This is a genomic window from Actinomycetota bacterium (genome assembly GCA_014360645.1).
Taxonomy (GTDB): Bacteria; Actinomycetota; Geothermincolia; order Geothermincolales; family RBG-13-55-18; genus Solincola_B.
The window spans coordinates 17271-35136 of sequence record JACIXD010000010.1; the positions used below are offsets into that span (position 1 = coordinate 17271).

Annotated in this window: 17 protein-coding genes and 1 tRNA gene; 11 read left to right on the forward strand and 7 right to left on the reverse strand. The window is 66.5% G+C overall.

Features of this window, described 5'->3' with window-relative positions:
* Nucleotides 1-32 precede the first annotated feature (32 nt).
* Nucleotides 33-1397: a B12-binding domain-containing radical SAM protein gene (locus H5T74_09805; protein ID MBC7230668.1), complete on the reverse strand. Its 1365-nt coding sequence runs from the start codon at nt 1395-1397 to the stop codon at nt 33-35.
* A 401-nt stretch (nt 1398-1798) separates the two neighbouring features.
* Here H5T74_09805 and H5T74_09810 point away from each other — a divergent pair, with 401 nt between their 5' ends.
* From H5T74_09810 to H5T74_09820, 3 genes are all read left to right on the forward strand, one after another.
* Nucleotides 1799-2242, forward strand: coding sequence for a hypothetical protein (locus H5T74_09810; GenBank protein ID MBC7230669.1), 444 nt, complete (start codon nt 1799-1801; stop codon nt 2240-2242).
* A 225-nt stretch (nt 2243-2467) separates the two neighbouring features.
* Nucleotides 2468-2749, forward strand: coding sequence for a hypothetical protein (locus H5T74_09815; protein MBC7230670.1), 282 nt, complete (start codon nt 2468-2470; stop codon nt 2747-2749).
* 59 nt (nt 2750-2808) lie between these two features.
* Nucleotides 2809-3894, forward strand: coding sequence for a 6-phosphofructokinase (locus H5T74_09820; GenBank protein MBC7230671.1), 1086 nt, complete (start codon nt 2809-2811; stop codon nt 3892-3894).
* Between the two features lie 51 nt (nt 3895-3945).
* On the opposite strand, the gene H5T74_09825 is transcribed toward H5T74_09820, so the two are convergent.
* On the reverse strand, nt 3946-5505 hold the full coding sequence (locus H5T74_09825) for an acyl-CoA dehydrogenase (GenBank protein ID MBC7230672.1): 1560 nt from the start codon (nt 5503-5505) through the stop codon (nt 3946-3948).
* 45 nt (nt 5506-5550) lie between these two features.
* Nucleotides 5551-5940 (reverse strand): helix-turn-helix transcriptional regulator, encoded by a 390-nt coding sequence (locus tag H5T74_09830; protein MBC7230673.1) that lies wholly within the window; start codon nt 5938-5940, stop codon nt 5551-5553.
* Between the two features lie 284 nt (nt 5941-6224).
* On the opposite strand from H5T74_09830, the gene H5T74_09835 reads away from it, so the two are divergent.
* Both H5T74_09835 and cooS read left to right on the forward strand, forming a co-directional pair.
* Nucleotides 6225-6563, forward strand: a complete 339-nt coding sequence (locus H5T74_09835) for a cupin domain-containing protein (GenBank protein MBC7230674.1) — start codon at nt 6225-6227, stop codon at nt 6561-6563.
* A 237-nt stretch (nt 6564-6800) separates the two neighbouring features.
* The gene (gene cooS / locus H5T74_09840; GenBank protein MBC7230675.1) at nt 6801-8708 is read left to right on the forward strand and encodes an anaerobic carbon-monoxide dehydrogenase catalytic subunit; all 1908 of its coding nucleotides are present in this window, start codon (nt 6801-6803) and stop codon (nt 8706-8708) included.
* 228 nt (nt 8709-8936) lie between these two features.
* Here the strand turns inward: cooS and H5T74_09845 are convergent, their stop codons facing one another.
* Complete coding sequence (locus tag H5T74_09845; GenBank protein MBC7230676.1) at nt 8937-9128, reverse strand: hypothetical protein; 192 nt, start codon at nt 9126-9128, stop codon at nt 8937-8939.
* A gap of 411 nt (nt 9129-9539) precedes the next feature.
* On the opposite strand from H5T74_09845, the gene H5T74_09850 reads away from it, so the two are divergent.
* The gene (locus H5T74_09850) at nt 9540-10601 is read left to right on the forward strand and encodes a 4Fe-4S binding protein (GenBank protein ID MBC7230677.1); all 1062 of its coding nucleotides are present in this window, start codon (nt 9540-9542) and stop codon (nt 10599-10601) included.
* Nucleotides 10602-10686: 85 nt separating this feature from the next.
* Here the strand turns inward: H5T74_09850 and H5T74_09855 are convergent.
* Nucleotides 10687-10762, reverse strand: a tRNA-Arg gene (locus H5T74_09855).
* A 1271-nt stretch (nt 10763-12033) separates the two neighbouring features.
* Here H5T74_09855 and H5T74_09860 point away from each other — a divergent pair.
* The 4 genes from H5T74_09860 (at nt 12034) to H5T74_09875 (ending at nt 14901) form a co-directional block, all read left to right on the forward strand.
* Nucleotides 12034-12714 carry an energy-coupling factor ABC transporter permease gene (locus H5T74_09860; GenBank protein ID MBC7230678.1) on the forward strand — a complete coding sequence of 227 codons (681 nt, stop codon included), beginning with the start codon at nt 12034-12036 and terminating at the stop codon, nt 12712-12714.
* Entirely contained in the window at nt 12714-13106 is a 393-nt protein-coding gene (locus tag H5T74_09865; protein ID MBC7230679.1) for a PDGLE domain-containing protein, read from the forward strand. Before H5T74_09860 ends, H5T74_09865 begins: the two co-directional genes overlap by 1 nt.
* 81 nt (nt 13107-13187) lie before the next feature.
* Nucleotides 13188-13943 (forward strand): cobalt ECF transporter T component CbiQ, encoded by a 756-nt coding sequence (cbiQ, locus tag H5T74_09870; protein MBC7230680.1) that lies wholly within the window; start codon nt 13188-13190, stop codon nt 13941-13943.
* Between the two features lie 178 nt (nt 13944-14121).
* Nucleotides 14122-14901, forward strand: a complete 780-nt coding sequence (locus H5T74_09875) for an ABC transporter ATP-binding protein (GenBank protein ID MBC7230681.1) — start codon at nt 14122-14124, stop codon at nt 14899-14901.
* Between the two features lie 130 nt (nt 14902-15031).
* On the opposite strand, the gene H5T74_09880 is transcribed toward H5T74_09875, so the two are convergent.
* Nucleotides 15032-15313, reverse strand: coding sequence for a hypothetical protein (locus H5T74_09880; protein MBC7230682.1), 282 nt, complete (start codon nt 15311-15313; stop codon nt 15032-15034).
* A gap of 330 nt (nt 15314-15643) precedes the next feature.
* On the reverse strand, nt 15644-16717 hold the full coding sequence (locus H5T74_09885) for a radical SAM protein (protein ID MBC7230683.1): 1074 nt from the start codon (nt 16715-16717) through the stop codon (nt 15644-15646).
* A gap of 563 nt (nt 16718-17280) precedes the next feature.
* Between H5T74_09885 and H5T74_09890 the strand changes: the two genes are divergently transcribed.
* Nucleotides 17281-17832 carry a hypothetical protein gene (locus H5T74_09890; GenBank protein MBC7230684.1) on the forward strand — a complete coding sequence of 184 codons (552 nt, stop codon included), beginning with the start codon at nt 17281-17283 and terminating at the stop codon, nt 17830-17832.
* Nucleotides 17833-17866 lie beyond the last annotated feature (34 nt).

The following is a 17866-nucleotide window of genomic DNA, read 5'->3' on the forward strand; positions in this document are numbered from 1 at the left end:
CGCGGCTCAGGATGTTTACCATATTATGGATATCAATTCCGGAGGGGAGGCCCGTCCTCCTGGGCGCGCGCCGGCGACGGCCGCGGTTCCCCGCGGTCCTCCAGATGGTGCGACCTGCCGTTGCGCAGCGACTGGCGGTAGAGGAAGTTGAAGGCGAACCAGTAGGACCAGTGCCGGTGGGGGTACATGCGCCTGAGTATGGAAGGGTAGGAATAGAACTCGCGCTGCACCGCGTGGGTCCTGTCCGCCAGCTCCCGGGGGCTGAAGTTCGCCGGCCTGTACACCACGCGGGCGTCCCACCGGGGACGGGACCAGAAGCCCTCCTCCACCCTGCCCTGTTCCAGAAGCTCGCGGTAGAGGCGCGTCCCGGGATAGGGTACAAGGTGGGCGAACTGCGCCACCTGGATCCGGTTGCGCATGGCGAATCCCAAGGTGTCCGAGAACACCGTCTCGTCGTCGGAGTCGAATCCGAACACGAACGCCCCCATGACGTGGATGCCATGCCTGCGCAGGAGGCGCAGCGCGTCATGGTATTCCTCCACGCGGTTCTGCGCCTTCCCCGCCTCCGCCAAGGCCCTGCGGGACAGGGTCTCGATGCCGATGAAGAGGAAGTGGCAGCCGCTCTCCGCCGCCAAGGCCACCAGCTCCTCGTCCCTGGCGATGGTGATGGAAGCCTGGGACCCCCACCTTATCCCCAAGGGTATGAGCCCCTTGAAGAGCTCCTTGGCGCGCCGGGGAACGGCGGCGATGTTGTCGTCAACGAAGGGGACCACCTTGCGGCGCAGCAGGTTGGTGCGGGGCAGGGATTCCACCTCCGCCAGCACGTCGTCCACCTCGCGCATACGCAGGCGCCTGCCGTTGAAGGCGGTGACGGAGCAGAAGCTGCAGGCGTGGGGACAGCCCCGCGCCGTCTGCACCCCGTTGGCGCTCCAATACCTCCGGGGGTCGAGGAGGCCCCTGCGCGGGGGCAGGGGGCGCCGGAAATCGTCGAATCCCTCCGCGCGGTAGAGCGGCTCCAGGCGTCCCGCCGCGGCGTCGGAGAGCACCCGCGGCCAGACGGCCTCCGCCTCCCCCACCACCACCGCGTCCGCGTGCTCCAGCGCTTCCTCCGGGAGCATGGAGGCGTGGATGCCGCCCAGCACCACCCTGGTCCCCAGGGCGCGGTAGCGGTCGGCGATCTCGTAGGCCCGGGATGCGGTGGCGGTCATGGTGGAGATGCCGGCCAGGTCGGGCACCTCCCTGAAATCGATGCGCTCGGTGTTCTCGTCGATGATGCGTACTTCCATCCCCGGTGGGGTGTGGGCCGCCAGGTACATGAGCCCGAGGGGCGCCAGCAGGCCGCGGTTGAAGAGATAGGTCTCGCCCGCCTTGGTGGGAGCGATAAGGTGTATTCTCAAACTGTCAGGCTTCTTTCTTTTTTTCTCCGCCACGCTCTTTTTCTCTGCCTTGAGATTGCATTATACGCGCCCCGTCCCGCCCCGCCAATGACGTGGGCCATGGGGACCGGCCTGACCATATGCGTATCGGCTGCAAAGTGGAGCGGCTTGACGGCCGCGCGTCGCGGGCGTTTCCCGCGCCCCGGAGACCCGCTGCCACGCGCGGCACGTCTCCGCCTGCCGGCGACGTTATCCACGTACAGTCGGATGTGGGTTTCTTTATGCCGCGATCCCCGCGCTTCAGCCCTTCGACCGCCTGACCCCGGAGCGCCGACCACGGCGGCCATCGGGCGACCGAAGATTGTTATCACGTTAGGGTGGGAATATGATGGGGGAACGCGCGGGAAAGAAAGGGGAGTGCCATGTGGGAGTTCTTCAAGGACCTCAAGCGCTGGGCCCAGGTCGGGGCGGTCATCGGTCTGATGGGAGGCCTGGCCGGAGCCGGGGCGGAGGTGCCGACGGCGGGGTTCGGCCTCATGGCCCCGGACATGTGCGAGGCGGAGAAGATCCGCATGGCCGGGGAGTTCCTGACGGAACAGGACAAGCGCGGTCAGGAGATCCGGGCCACGGGCAAGCCGGCCAAGGCGAAGATACTCAACGCCATGAGCCTGGGCATCAACGTCAACGGCAACAATCCCGCCATGACCTTCCTGCTCGAGGTGCAGCCGGAGGGCGAGCCGCCCTTCCGGGGGCAGGCCACCGGGGTGATCGCCGAGGCCTCCGTCCCCAAATACCAGGTGGGGAAGGAGATCTTCGTGAAGTACGACCCCGGCGACAAGTCCAGGGTGGCCCTCGACCACTCCTGAGGGAGGATGCGGCGTGGCCGGAGGCGAGCAGGATGGCAAACGACCCGGCATGAGCCCGCCCCCTTCGCTCCCTTCCCGTCTGCGGCGCCAAGGGATATGCTACCCCTGCTCTCAACGGCGCGTTTACATTTATTTCCTCCGACCCCCGGAGTCCGCATGTCGGAGGGGCCGCGATCGTAGCGGCCGGTAAGGGCGCGGTGCCCGACGCTGGGGTAGAATAAGCTCGTGGGCACGGTAGATCTACTGGCGGAGACTCGCGAGGCGGAGAAGCGGCGGTCAGGCGGCCTGGGATTCGGCGCGCTTCCGGTCACCGTCATCCTGGCGTTCCTGGCGCTGGCGGCATGCGCCCTCCTCCAGGGCTGCGAGGGCAGGGGGGTCTCCCTGCAATATGAACACCGCGCCGACCTTGCCGAGGAGAACCGCGGTCTGTACCTGCGGCAGCCGGATCCTATCCTCATCATCTCTCCCGTCTATGAGCCGCGCTTCGCCAGGAAGGCGGGAGGATGACGGTGGGGGTCACGGCAGCCACATCCAACAGACGTTCTTGAGTGGAGGGGGAAAGCGAGATGGCATCCATCAGGCGTATAGGCATCCTCACGGGAGGAGGCGACTGCCCGGGCCTCAACGCCGTCATCCGGGCGGTGACCAAGTCCGCCATCTTCGAACACGGGCTGGAGGTGGCGGGCATCAGCGAGGGATTCGGGGGACTCATCGAGAACAACTGGCGGCTGCTGGGGGACGAGGACGTGTCGGGCATCCTCCCCCGCGGGGGGACCATCCTGGGGGCCAACAACCGCGATAACCCCTTCATGTTCCGCACCGTCACCGCGGGAGGCGAGGTCACCTACGAGGACAACTCCGGCACCGCCATCGCCAATCTGGAGGGGATGGGGGTGGAGGCGCTCATCGTGGCGGGCGGCGACGGGACCCTTTCCATCGCCCGTAAGCTGCACGAGAGGGGCGTGTCCGTGGTGGGCATCCCCAAGACCATCGACAACGACCTCCACGGCACCGACGTGTCCTTCGGCTTCGACTCCGCCCTGCACACCGCCACCGACGCCGTGGACAAGCTGCACACCACCGCCGCCTCCCACCACCGGGGCATGGTCCTGGAGGTGATGGGGCGCAACGCGGGGTGGCTCGCCCTCTGCGCGGGCATCGCGGGGGGAGGGGATATCATCCTCATCCCGGAGATACCCTACACCTTCGAGAATGTGGTGCGGGCCATCGAGGAGCGGCGGCGGCGCGGCAAGCGCTTCAGCATCATCGTGGTGGCCGAGGGCGCCCCCCTGCCGGGAGGGGAGCAGGTGACCCGGGATACCGGGGGCGGTGAGCGGGTGCTGGGCGGCATCGGAGAACGGGTGGCGGAGGCCATACAGGAGATGGCGGACATGGAGACGCGGGTCACCATCCTCGGCCACCTGCAGAGGGGCGGCAGCCCCTCGCCCCTGGACCGCATCCTCGCCACCGGTTTCGGGACCACCGCGGTGGAGCTGGCGGCGGCGGGGAGGAGCGGGGTCATGGTAGCCCTGCGCGACATGCGCATCGAGGCGGTGCCCCTCGAAGAGGTGGTCCCCGGTCAGAGAAGGGTGCCCACGGACGGCAACCTGGTGAACTTCGCCCGCAGCGTGGGCACTTCCTTCGGGGACTGAGGGCGACCGCCGCGCGTCCCGTCAGGCTTCCGGGCCGCTCCCCTGGCTCCCTCAGTCGTTCATCCGGAAGGCACCCGCGGTGGCGAAGACGCATTTCTCCCAGACCCTCTCGAACCTGTCGTGGTCGACGATCGGCTTGCGGATCATGCGCAGGCAGAGGTCCATCTGCTCCGGGGTACTCGAGGTCTTGGAGTACAGCTGCAGGGCGTAGCGGGAGAAATCCCTCGCCATGAAGTCGAACATCTGCTCCACGAGGCCGTCCTCGACCCCGTAGATGGGCCGGTTCTCGAGCAGGAGCTGCCCATAGGCGACCAGGGTGAAGAGCTCGCCCAGGGTGAGCAAAAAGTCGATTTCCTTTCGCTGCCCCTCCGTGGGGGGAGCCTTGAGCGACAGCTCCCTCAGCACCTCGACCTGCCCCTTGAAGATGTTCACGTTGGGGAGATCGACGGTGTCGTACACCAGGTAGTCGTGGAACTGGATACCGCCCAGCCCTTTGGTGGGTCCCTGCCGGAACAGGAGCTCGTCGTCCACGGCATCGTCGCGCCGCGGTATCGCGGGGAAGGAAGCGGGGTTGAAGAAGTAGTTGGGCATGAACTTGATCATCAGCGCCATGTTCACGTGCACCGTGCCCTCCAGCTTCGGCAGGGCGCGGATATCCCGGGCGGCCATCTCGAAATAGGTGTCCTTCTCGAAACCCTTCGCGGCGATGACGCCCCACAGGAGATCGATCACCTCCTCGCCCCGGGTGGTCACCTTCATCTTCACTATGGGGTTGTACGGCAGGTACCTGCGGTCCTGCGGGGAAGCGGAGCGCATGTAGTCCGCGGCGCGCAGGGCGAAGAGCTTCATGGCCACCAGCCGCGTATAGGCATCGGTGAGGAGCTGGCGGATGTGGGGGAAATCGGTGACGTGCTTTCCGTAAAGCACCCGGTTAGCGGCGTGATCCACCGCCTCGTAGAGGGCGTGGGTGCAGATACCGATGGAGGCCCATCCCAGGTTGAACTTCCCCACGTTGACGGTGTTCAGGGCCGCGTCCCAGGCATCCCGGCCGACGGAAAGGATGTCCGATTCGAATATGGGGTAATCGTTCAGGGCATGCTCGGCCACGAAGTTCTGCGAGGCCGCCACGTTCTTCACCACCTCGCAGCCGCCGTGCCTGGAGCTGACCGCGAAGAAGACGCGGTCTCCCGTGTCCGCCATCTTCCCCAAGGTGGAGACCAGCGCCGCCTCGTTGCCGTTGCCGATATAATACTTGCGCCCGTTGGCCCGGTATTCACCGCCGCCAAGCGGCTTCAGGGACATCTCGGTGGAAGGATCAAGGCCTTCCCTCCCTCGTGTCCGGTGCCCGCTCCCCGCACGCCGGAAACGGGCACAGCCCGCCGTCATATCTTTTATACCCTTCACGCCCGGCGGCCTATCCGCATCCCCGGAAGGGAGCTCCATGCCGCGCTCTCGCGCTCTGCGCGTCAGCGCCGGGCGGCCACGGATATCCGGCGCAGGCAGCGTTTCTCCAGGCCGCGGCCTCCATGAAACACATTCCAGTACCGTGTAGAGCATGGACACGGCAGGCCGCCCAACGGAGGCGCGTTCGTGGCGAGAAGGCATCTCCATTCCGGCTTCGACCTCTCTCCTGGAGGCCGCGCCCCCGGGACGCCGTCAGTGGGCACCGGTCGTCTCGTACAGGTCGAGGAAGCGCTGGAGGATGTGCATCCTCTCCCGCATGGCCGTCACCCAAAGCTCCAGGCGTCTCCTGCCCTCGCGGGTTATGCGGTACACCCTGCGGCGGGGTCCGGAGCCACGGTCGTCCCAGTCCGAGACCACCAGCCCCCTGCCCTCCATGTCGCGCAACTTGCGGTATACCGCCCCCGCGTCCGGGAGCGGACCGGGCATGGGCACTTCTTCCATGCGCCCTAGCAGCTCGTAGCCGTGGGCCGGGCCCTGCAGGAGGAGAAAGAGGATGCGCGGCTCTATGAAGCGTTTACCGGGGCCCTCGCGAATGTAGAAACCCACGTCCGAGGGGGCTCCGCCTGAGCTCTTATTCTGCAACGGCTTTCCCTCCGGAAGACGATCCTTCCCGCAACAGCTTTCCCTCCACGAAACGTTTTCCATTCAAGGGCGTTCTTCCCGGGAAAGGCCCTCCACCCCATACTAATATATGTTATTGACATATAAATATTATCAACATATAATAGCGCCCGTCAAGGTCCCGCGAAGGCGCCGGTGCAGCGCGCCACCGCCTGAAGGCCGGAGGGGCGGAAAGCCCCGCCGCAGGGAAAAGCCAGGGCGGGCGGCGCCCTGCGGCGCTGCAGCGCAACGAGGAGGTGCTGGCCATGCGCATCGTCTACGCCAGGTCGGCGAAGGTCTCCCCGAATCCACACGGGGTCCAGGCGGCAAGGATATACGACAGCGAACACGCCCAGGCGATACACATCCTGCTCAAGCCGGGGGAGAGCCTGAAGAAGCACATCACTCCCGTGGACGTCTTCTTCTATGTCCTGGAGGGAGAGGGGGTGGTGGAGATCGGAGACGAACGGGAGACGGTGGGCCCGGACACCCTCATCGAGAGCCCGGCCCGCATCCCCCACCGCTGGATGAACGAGAGCGAGGGCGACTTCAGGGTGCTGGTGGTGAAGGTGCCCCGGCCCACGGAAGAGACGCGCCTTCTCTGACCCGCTGCCGCCCGGGCCGAGAAGCGGCGGGAACCCTTTGGTGCCGCGGCATTTTGGGGATGGACGTTTCCGTTAGACATCCCTGCCGCGGGGGAACCATACTACTTAACAAGGGCCAAACGGCGAGGTGATGGGGGCATCGCGCCCGCCCGCCGCCTCACCAGAACATGCCAATAGCGCAGTCATCACCGCGCAGGGCACGGCCGGTCCAGGTCAACGAGGTAAAGGAGGAGGAAGATGGAAGACGAGCGTATTTCCTACCACGAGTCCGTGCGGCGCGCGTACCGCCGCATCAAGGAAGACGGCATGACCAACATCTGGGACCGCTACGAGGCCCAGGGATTGAGCAAGGACGACCCGGACAAGAGATGCCCCTTCTGCCAGGCGGGGGCGAGGTGCGACCTCTGCTCCAACGGGCCCTGTCGCGCCGACGCGGAGAAGGACAAGCGCGGGGTGTGCGGCATCACCGCCGACGGCATGGCCATGCGCATGATGGCCCTGCGCAACGTCATGGGCACCTCCACCTACCACTACCACACCGAGCAGACCATCAAGACCCTGCGCGCCACCGCCGAGGGCAGGACCCCCTTCGAGATCAGGGAGCCCGGCAAGCTGCGCGACTTCGCCGCCCGCCTGGGCGTGGATACCTCCGGCTCCGACGCCGAGGTGGCCCTGCGGCTGTGCGACTTCGCCGAGGCCGACTTCAACCGCAAGGCCGACCAGCCCAGCCGCATCGTGGAGGCGCTGGCCACTCCCGAGCGCAGGGAGACATGGAAGAAGCTGGATATCTTTCCCGGGGGCGTCTACGGCGAGATGCTCAGGGTGACCTCCTCCTGCCTCACCAACGTGGACGGCTACTACCAGAGCTTGGCGCTGAAGGCCATGCGCATGGGCATCGCCATGGCCTATCAGAGCCAGATCGTCAACGAATACTGCCAGGACATCCTCTTCGGCATCCCGCGCCCCCACCCCATGCGCGTGGACCTCGGGGTGCTGGATCCCGACTACGTCAACGCGCTCCCCAACGGGCACGAACCCTTCCTGGGCTTCGCCATGGTGCAGCTGGCCCGCAGGCCGGAGTGGCAGGAGAAGGCGAGGGCCGCGGGGGCCAAGGGGCTGCGGGTGATCGCCAACATCGAGACCGGGCAGGAGATGATCCAGCGCTGGGAGTCCGACGACGTCTTCTACGGCTTCACCGGCAACTGGATCATGCAGGAGGCGGTGCTCGCCTCGGGTTGCGTGGACCTCTTCGCCTGCGACATGAACTGCTCCATGCCCATCGACCCCGCCTACGCAGAGCGTTACCGGTTCAAGCTCATCCCCGTGAGCGACCTGGTGGCCTTCGAGGGGGTGACCGACCGCCTCGACTACGTGCCCGAGGAGGCCGAGCGGCAGGCCGCCAAGCTCTTAGAGATGGCCATCGCCAACTTCAAGGAGCGGCGCGCCTCCGTGGAGCCCCTGGCTGGCCTGCCACAGGGCGAGGCGGTGGTGGGGTTCTCCACCGAGAGCATCCTGGAGGCTCTGGGCGGGAGCCTGGACCCCCTCCTCGGCGCGGTGAAGTCGGGGGCCATCCGGGGCATCGCGGGGCTGGTGTCCTGCACCACCCTCCGGGACAGCGGTCAGGACGTGCACAGCGTGGCGGTGGCCAAAGAGCTCATCGCGCGGGACATCCTCATCCTCTCCATGGGCTGCGGCAACGGCGCCATGCAGGTGGCCGGCCTCTGCCTGCCCGAGGCGGCGCGGATGGCGGGCGAAGGCCTGCGAGGGGTGTGCGAGAAGCTGGGGGTGCCGCCGGTGCTCTCCTACGGCACCTGCACCGACACCGGGCGCATCGCCGACCTGCTCGCCGCGGTCTCGAGCGCCCTGGGAGACGTGCCCATCCCCGACCTGCCGGTGGTGGCCGCGGCCCCCGAGTACATGGAGCAGAAGGCGACCATGGACGCCGTCTTCGCCTTGGCGTTGGGCCTCTACACCTACGTCAACCCGGTGCCCACGGTAACCGGGGGGCCGAAGCTGGTCAAGCTGCTCACCGAGGACTGCGCCGAGGTGACCGGCGGGGTGTTACACCTGGAGAAGGACGCGGCCGAGGCGGCCGAGAACATGCTCGCCCACATCGAGTCCAAGCGCCGAATGCTCGGCCTCTGAAGAATGGGGGTCAGGTCTTGAACATGTGATTACTTACCAATATATGGATACATTCTCAAGATTCAAGACCTGCTCTGAAAACAGCTTTCAATAAACAATATATAGTTATAGTGCCTTGGTGGCGAAGGGTGATCTTCATCCTCGGTGGTGTCGCGTCCGCGCGACATGAACGACTGACCCCTTGAATGCAACGCCGGGCGCCACTGCGGTGCCCGGCTCCGTGCGCGCTCAGGACAGGGGCTTGGGCGATCTCTTCGCGCGGCCCGCCCTGTTCCTCAGAAAGGGTTGGATCTTGCGGATGATATACGTCGCCTCCATCCAGCCAAGATATCTCGCGGCCGTCTTGGCCTCCAGACGCGCGTCCCGCACTAGGCCGGCGATGTTGAGGAGCTGCGCGGTGCGCATAGCGGCCAGCTTCATCAGGTCCTTGAAACCGAGTATGTTCTCGACGCCGGCGACATCGCGCAGGTATCTCTCCAGGTTTACGACATCATATGTCCTAGATATAGAATAATGCGCCCTTGTTTAAACCCCAGTGATGCGCATGTCCCCTTGCAGGCAGCCCCGGTGCCGGACACCGCTATAATACCCCGGGCCGTACCGTCTCGGCAGGCACTCTCCGAGTTGAAAAGGGAGCAGGCAGCCCGACCGCCATGGTAAACCGGGCAAATCGATGTTGTAAGGTTTCTTCAGGTGCTCTCCGGGTTGAAACAGATCGAGGGACCAACCTGCCGTCCCGATAAACCGGACGGATTCGATGAACGGCAAGAGGTGACGGCTTTCTGGTATCCTTACCTTTGACCCATGAGAGCGAGGGAAAGGGAGAAAGCCGTGTCGGGTAAGGAAGACTACGCGAGGCTGCGGGAGCTGCTGCACGGTATGCCGGGGGGATTCCCCGCCACCGAGAGCGGGGTGGAGATGCGCATCCTCGCGAAGCTCTTCTCCCCCGAGGACGCGGAGACGGCCGTGTGCCTCGAGCGAGAGCCGCTCCCTCCTTCCGAGATCGCGCGCCGGCTGGGGACAGGCGAGGCGGAGGCGGCGGAGAGGCTCGCCTCCATGGCCTCCCGGGGCCTGATCTACCGGGAGGGAGAGGTAGGAGAGGCCCGCTACCGGCTGGAGCAGTTCATCGTGGGCATCTACGAGTACAACCTCGGCTCCATGGACCGCGAGCTGGCGGAGATGGTCGAGGAGTACATACCCCATATCGGTCTGGCCATGGCCGGGGCCGAGACCCTGCAGACGCGCTTCGTGCCCGTGGGCTCGGCGGTGGAGGTCGGCCACGCCGTGGCCACCCACGACCACATCCGGGAGCTGGTGCGCGGGCACGATACCCTCGGGGTCAAGGAATGCATCTGCCGCAAGCAGCAGCGCTTGCTGGGCCGTGGATGCCATAACCCCCCGGAGATATGCCTCATGTTCGGGGACTTCGCCCGCTACCATCTGGAGAACGGCTGGCCGGGCCGCCGCATCGACGTGGGCGAGGCACTGCGCCTGCTTGACCGCTCGGAGGAACTGGGGCTGGTGCTCCTGGCCGAGAATGCCCGCGATATCAGGTTCGTCTGTTCCTGCTGCACCTGCTGCTGCTCGGGTCTGAGGATCATGAAGGCTCTCCCCAACCCGGGAGAGATCCTGCACTCCAACTACCGTCCCCTGCTCGACGAGCGCCCGTGCGACGGCTGCGGCGCATGCGTGGAGCGCTGTCCCATGGAAGCTGTGACCGTGGACAGCGGATCAGCGGCCATCGAACTCAAGAGGTGCATCGGCTGCGGGCTGTGCGTCGCGAGCTGCCCGCGAGGGGCCATTTCCCTGGCACAGAGGGAGGATTTCAAGGCGCCTCCCCCGGACACGCGGGAGACCATGCGCCGCATCCTCGTCGAGCGTGGGATTATCTGAGGGGTCCTGCAGCGCCTCCCGGCCGCGATACTCCCGTGCCCGCCGCCCCGAGAGGGAAGCCCGTCGGTACGCCACCGAAAATATATGGAGCCCCTGGCCGGAATCGAACCGGCGACACATGGATTAGGAATCCATTGCTCTGTCCGCTGAGCTACAGGGGCCCGTGCGCGGGGGCGTTGAACGCCGCCCACGCCAAGAATTATAGCCCGCGACCCGGGCCCCTTCAATTCCGTAACCTCCAGGCCTTGGCCGCCGCGGCGTGTGCACCGCCGGCACATGCATCGACAGAGCGAGGGCAGGGATCCGATCTTAGACGGCCTATGGTCCTGGCATCGATCCAGCCAGGGCATATGCATCAACAGAGCGGCGGCAGGGATGCGGAGGCCCGGGCGGGAGCTCCACGGGCGATTCCTGCGTTGACCGCAGGGGGTTCCCACCGACGGCATACCGGGAACGAACGAGGCCCGGGCGACCATGCCGAACACATGTTTATCGCACGCTCCTAGCACCATGGCAACATGCTCGCTGGCGACGCATGGCTGCATGGCTGCATATCGGATAGGATCTGAGGTAGGGTGGTAGTGCCCGTGCGGCCGGCAATCCTGTTGCGCAGAGGATCGCCTTCTCCGGTGATGGCCGGAGACGCACGAGGGGCTGCATGCGAATACCTCGGACAGGAGGACATCGGCCCGTAGGGACGGTTGGCCGGCTCGATGGTCCCCGGCAGGAAAGGGGGTGCTCAAGGCAGAAAGGACGGGTATTCGCATGTTCGCGATCATCCTGCTGATCGCCTCCCTTGCGGCGGTGCCGGAAAGGACGGAGGAACCGGGATACACCGACAAGGCATGTGATTCCCGTGCATCCGCCTTTCCCGCACTGAGGGCGTGCGCGCGCCCGCATGCGCGCGATGGCATGCCGGAGCGGGGCCCGTTTCCGGGGAGGGGCGTCATCGTAAGGCGGAGGTATGGAGCATCTTCTCGGCAAGCTGCTCTTGACCAAAAAATCCCGGAGGTCGTCCTGTCATCCCGCAGGACCGGGCCGATTCGAGAAGAGCGGTGGATGGTGGACATCCGGGGACGCAGTCCATGCTACTCCTTGCGAGACCGGTCTCCCGGAAGACCTTTGCCTGGTGGATGGTGAACCTCCATGGACGCGATCCATGCTATATTAATAACGGCACCTGGATGATCGCGCCGCGGTCACGAAGGCCGGGGCGGTTGGCATATCGTCAGCGCGCCACGAAGGCACGGCGGCGAGAAACCGCGGAGATCTCGTGGCGTTTGCGTTATCGTCGCTCGGGAATAATAGGCACGCGGCCACGAAGGCCGGGGCGTAACCGGCGCGGGGAGCCACGGAGGCTCTGGCGACGCGAAGTCGCTTGCTACCGTGGTTTTTCTTTTGCCCCGCGAGGAGCAGCGGGAGGTCAGAACAGATGCATATTCCGGACGGCTTCCTCAACACCGGCGTGAGCGTGGTCACCGGGGTGGCGGCGGCGGGGGCCGTGGGCTACGGGCTGCACAAAGCCCGTGAGGAGCTCGACGAGAGGTCCGTGCCCATGCTGGCGCTCTGCGCCGCCTTCATCTTCGCGGCCCAGATGCTCAACTTCCCCATCGCGGGAGGGACCAGCGGACACTTCCTGGGAGGCGCCCTGGCGGCGGTGCTGCTCGGGCCGTGGCTGGGAGGGCTGGTCATAGCCCTGGTGCTGCTGGTGCAGTGCCTGGGGTTCGCGGACGGCGGACTCACGGCCCTGGGCGCCAACATCTTCAACATGGCCCTCATCGGAACCATCCTCATCTACTACGTCTTTTACGGTTTGAAATCCCTGCTCCCCAGGGGAAGGACCTATTTTCTGGCCGCCACCGGGTTCTCGGCGTGGCTGTCGGTGGTCCTCGCATCTGGAGCATGCGCCATCCAGCTGGCCATCTCCGGTACCTCGCCCCTGAGCGTGGCTCTCCCCGCCATGCTGGGCATCCACGCCCTCATCGGCATCGTGGAGGGAGCGATAACCGTGCTCGTGGTCGGAGTGGTGCTGGCGGTGCGGCCCGACCTCGTGAGGACGCACGATTACCGGCCCGTTGCGGCAAGCTACAGCGAAGCGGAGGTGAGCCGGTGATGAAAGCACGCGACAAGAGCATCCTCGTTTTCACCCTTGCGGGTCTGGCGCTGGCGGTGGCCCTGGCGCTCATCGTGTCCCCCTGGGCCTCATCCTCTCCGGACGGTCTGGAGAAGGTCGCCGAGGACAAGGGGTTCCTGGAGAAGGCCGAGGAGACCGACCCGGCGTGGGAGGGCGCTCCCATCCCGGATTACGCCTTTCCCGGCTTCACGCAAAAGTCGGTGGACGAGGAGACCGGCGAGGTGGTCGAGGAACCCACCCGGCTCGCCACCGCGCTGGCCGGCCTGGTGGGCACGGTGGGCATCTTCCTCCTCGCCTGGGGGCTTGCCCTGGCGCTGAAGAAGAAGGGCGGAGCGGGAGCGCGGAGCGTCGGCGGTCCCGCCCTGGAATGAGCTTGCATGGAGACGAGGCCCTGAACGCCGTGGCCGGCACAAGGGGCGTCGGTAAAAGGACAACGGGGTGGTAGGCGCCGCGTGAAACACGTTTTCCTTGACGAGTACAGCGACCTGCGCAGTCCCGTCCACCGGCTCGACCCCCGGGCCAAGCTGGTGGGCTTCATCGCGCTCATCGTCATCTGCGTCTCCACCCCTCCCGACCGCTACGCCGCCTTCGCTGCCTACCTGGGTCTGGAGCTGGCCCTGGTGGCGCTCTCTCGCCTGCCCTGGAGGCACGTGCTCAAGCGCGCCCTCGTCGTGCTCCCCTTCATCCTGGTGGTGGCCCTTTTCCTCCCCTTCTTCAGCAGGGGAGGCGGCAGCTACAACCTGGGGCCCCTCACCGTCTCCGCCCACGGCCTGCTGGTGCTGTGGAACGTGGCCGCCAAATCCACGGTGAGCGTGTTGGCGGTGATCCTGCTCTCCTCCACCACCCCCTTTCCGGACCTCATTAAGGGAATGGAGAGACTCAAGGTCCCGTCCCTTATCACCGCCACCCTCAGCTTCATGTACCGCTACGTCTTCGTGCTCATGGACGAGCTGCAGCGCATGCGGCGCGCCCGCGACTCGCGGGGCTGGAGCGGGAGGTGGTTCTGGCAGTCCAGGGTCATAGGACATATGATCGCCGCCCTCTTCCTGCGTTCCTATGAGCGGGGAGAGAGGGTTTACGCCGCCATGCTCGCGAGGGGATACGACGGGAAAACGCGCACCGTCTATCTTTACGCCCTCGGGGCCATGGAGGTCGGCTTCGTATCCATGCTGGTGCTCTTCCCCCTGGGGGCGAGACTGATATCATAGGGGGCGGCACGGGGAGGTCCGCAAGCGACGCGCCTGCCGTCGGCCCGCTTGGATGACGGCACGGCAGCGATAGGGCCGGGCCGGGGCGGGGAAGAATGATGCCGGGCGGTCGCGGGCGGACGGGACCCCGGCCGGGCCGGTCCACACGGCACCGGGAGACGGAGAAGGAGACGGCAAGATGCATCACCGACCGGCGGTGGAGATAACGAACCTGCGCTACTCCTACCCCGACGGCACGGTGGCCTTACGGGGAGTGGACCTGCTCATCGAGGAAGGCGAATCGGTGGGCATCGTGGGTCCAAACGGGGCGGGGAAATCCACCCTCCTGTTGCACCTCAACGGCATCCTGGTCGGGGAGGGCGAGGTGCGCATCTTCGGCCTGCCGGTGGAGAAGAAGAACCTGCGGGAGATCAGGCGCCGGGTCGGTCTGGTCTTCCAGGACCCCGACGACCAGCTCTTCTCCCCCACCGTGTTCGACGACGTGGCCTTCGGCCCCATGAACATGGGGCTCTCGAAGGAAGAGGTGGCGGCGGCCGTCTCCCGGGCACTGGAAGAGGTGGGCATCGCGGGCATGGAGAGGCGTTCCGCCTACCACCTGAGCTACGGCCAGAAAAAACGCGCCGCCATCGCCACCGTGCTCTCCATGAACCCCGACCTCCTGGTGCTGGATGAGCCCTCCAGTAACCTGGACCCCCGGGCGCGCAACGAGTTCTCGCAGCTCCTGCAGGGGATGAGGATCACCAAGATCCTGGTCACCCACGACCTTCCCTTCGTCTTCGAGAACTGCGAGCGCGTGGTGGTGATGAGCAAGGGGATGATCATGGCGGACGGCGACGCCTTTTCCGTCTTCTCCGACGAAACCCTGCTCGCAGAGTACGGGCTGGAGCTGCCGTACGGGTTCTATCCCGTGCCGCGGGGGAAGGAAAGCGAGGCGGGGCGGCGCGAGGCGGAGGGGTAAGACGGACAGAGGCCGCGCGGGCATCGGCGCCGCGGGAAAGGGCCGGGCGGTCTGCTCGAGGCGGCCTTTTCGGCCCGGAACCCTGCCCTCAAGGCCTTTTAAGAAGGGGTCCCCGCGCCCGCGGCACGGGTCAGGTGGTCTTCTCGTATTCCGCGAGCTTCCCCAGAAGCCGCTTGATCTCCGCCTTGCAGCGCTTGACCTCCTCGACCTTGGCTTCCGCATCGTCGGTATGGGGGTTGAACCTGCAAAAACCGAACTCGAACTCCGTACCGGTGAGGTCCCTGAGCCTTTCCGCCAGCTCGTTCAGCTTCTGCTCGTAATAACGCATCTCCTCGTCGAGAACCTCGAGCATGGGGTCTTCCACCGCCGCCTCCTTGTCCGTTCCGCTCCCGGGCGGACGCAGCTTGGTCATGCTCCCCGCCGAGCGGAGAGGGAAAGCCCGGGCCGCCGCCGCGGGTCCCGTCTTTCAAGACCACCATAGAACAACCTCCGGGCGCCGTCAAAGGGGTGGTGTACCGTCTTCGGCCGCCATGAAACAGGGCGTTCCGACCGGACTTGTCGACACGGCGGGATCGTACCCACTCCACGGTTGATCACCATATTCATCCATGTCGCACGGATGAGTAACCGTTCGCAGTATGGAGCCCTTCCCGGAGAAACGATGCCCTCTCCCCGCGCCGCGGTGCGCTTTCGAGCGCGGGGCGGGTGGCGCGGGCGAGGCCCGCTCATAACCGCGCCTCGTTCAGCGCAGCAGGTGCAGGTTGCCGATGTGCACCCGCGTGAGCCCGGCTGCGCGTGCGGCGGCCAGGCATTCCTCCGCCTGGCGGCGGCCCGTCACCGGCAGGTCGCGCATGGCGTGCTGGGGGTGGAATGCCAGCAGGGAGTAGGGTATGTCCCGGTCCAGCCCCGCGATGAAGGCGGCGATGCGCCCCACCTCGTCGGCCTCCACATATCCCGGCACCATGAGGGTGCTCGCGACCAGGGGCGGGGGATGCGGGCGTTCCCGCACGCGCGAGGCGGCAGCGGCGAAATTCTCCAGGGTCCTGCGGTTGGACGCCCCGCACAGGGCGCGGTGCAGCGAGGGGTCGAAGGCCTTGAGGTCGAACTTGACGCAGCCCCCGCTGGCCAGGCTCATGTCCATGGCCCGGCGCAGGAAGGCGGGGTGCATGGAGCCGTTGGTCTCCCAGCAGATGTGCACCTCCCCCCGCCTGCGGTCGAGGATGAGCTCCGAGGCGCGGAGGGCGAAGGGCATCTGGGCGGAGGGATCGCCCCCGAACCAGCAGACACAGCCCGTGGTCTCGTCGGCCGCGTCCGCCAGGTCCCGCGGCGCGTGTGCGGGAGCCAGGCAGGCCGTGAGCATGCGGTACTGCGCGTTCTGGCAGAACAGGCAGTCGAAGGTGCAGGCCCCGAGGAAGACCGCGAGGTTGTTCCTGCCCCTGTCGCCGTTCCCCGCACACACCCAGTCCGCCACGCAGTTGGTCGGCAGGGGATCGTGATAGTATTCGACCACCCCGCTCCGCGCCGTCCCCGCGAGGTGGGCTATCCTGCCATTCCTTACCAGGCGCAGCCCACAGTATCCCCTCTCCCCTTCCCACATCGCGCAGGCGTTCCCGCACATGTGGCACGACGCTCCCCCGGGGGAGACGGGGGGAAGCGCGGGCATCCCGAAGGCGGCACGCGCGCCCGCGTGCGCCCGCTCTATCATCTCCTCGACGGCCTCGCCGCCGGCGCGCGCGCAGTCGGCACACATCCCCAGGGCTCCCGCCACGGGACGGTTTCCCTCTCCGCAGAGCGGACAGCCCTTCATCCCGCCCATCCTCTCCGCTCACCGTTGACCATGACACCCCTCATGACCGCTTCATATCCCCGGCGAAGGGGTGAAGTCAAGGGGGCAGGTTGCCATGCGCGGCGGCGTAATGCCCGGACCTCCTCACCCAGTGCGGCGGCGAGAGCGGGCAGCCTGGCGGGGTTATCAGGTCATATCCGTGGGACCGCGAGAAGGCGCCCTCCCGTGTTGCCATGCGCGGCGGCGGGATGCCCGGACCCCCTCACCCGGTGCGGCGGCGAGAGCGGGCAGCCTGGCGGGGTTATCAGGTCATATCCGTGGGACCGCGAGAAGGCGCCCTCCCTTACTCCGAAGCGCAGCGGCGGGAAGAGATATCCTCGAAGACACCTTGAGTGGCCCCTATGCTCGCCGCTCCGGCCTTTCGGGCCGCCGCGCGCACCTCTATACTGGTTGAAGGGCGACGGCATCGCCGTCGGGGCGGAGCCCGCGATGTCGGAGAGGGGTCAAACGGGTCAGCCTGTGCTGATGGGCGGCGGCATCGCTGAAGGGGGCGGCTCAGGTCACGCGGAGGAGAAGGCGGAAAGGCGCGGGTGATGGGATCACGCATACCGAGCGAAGCCCGGGAGGATACGGCCTCGCGGGCGGGCCAGGCGGCAAAGTGGGCCTTTGTGATCATCCTGGCCGCAACGGCGGGCACGGTGGGGTTGCTGCAGCTCTTCCGCACCCATCCGGCCCAGAAAGCCGTGGGGGAGTTCTTCGCCCGCCTGCAGGAGGGGGACCTGGAGGGCTGCCTGGAGCTGGTGGACCCCCGGGGCCAGCTGGGCTCCCTCTGGGAGGAGGATACCGCCGGCGTGCGGGACACCGTGGGCTCCCTACTCTCGCGCTACCGCCTGCAGTTCTCCGACCTCTCCTTTTCCACGCGGGCGGAGAGAGACGCCGCGGAGGTCGCGCTGAAGGGAGGGCGTGTTTCTCTTTACCCGCGCGGCGGGGAGGGGCCGCCGGACCTCTCCTTCGACCTGGAGGGCTCGGACCTCGTCTTCTATGTGGAGAGGAGAGAGGGGGAGTGGATGATCGAAGGGATCAACTACGACGTGGCGGAGCTGCTCGCAGAGGGAAAGGAGCTCCTGCCCCTGCCCCTGCCGTGATGATGACCACAGGCGGGTTCGCGAGGGGGAGGGC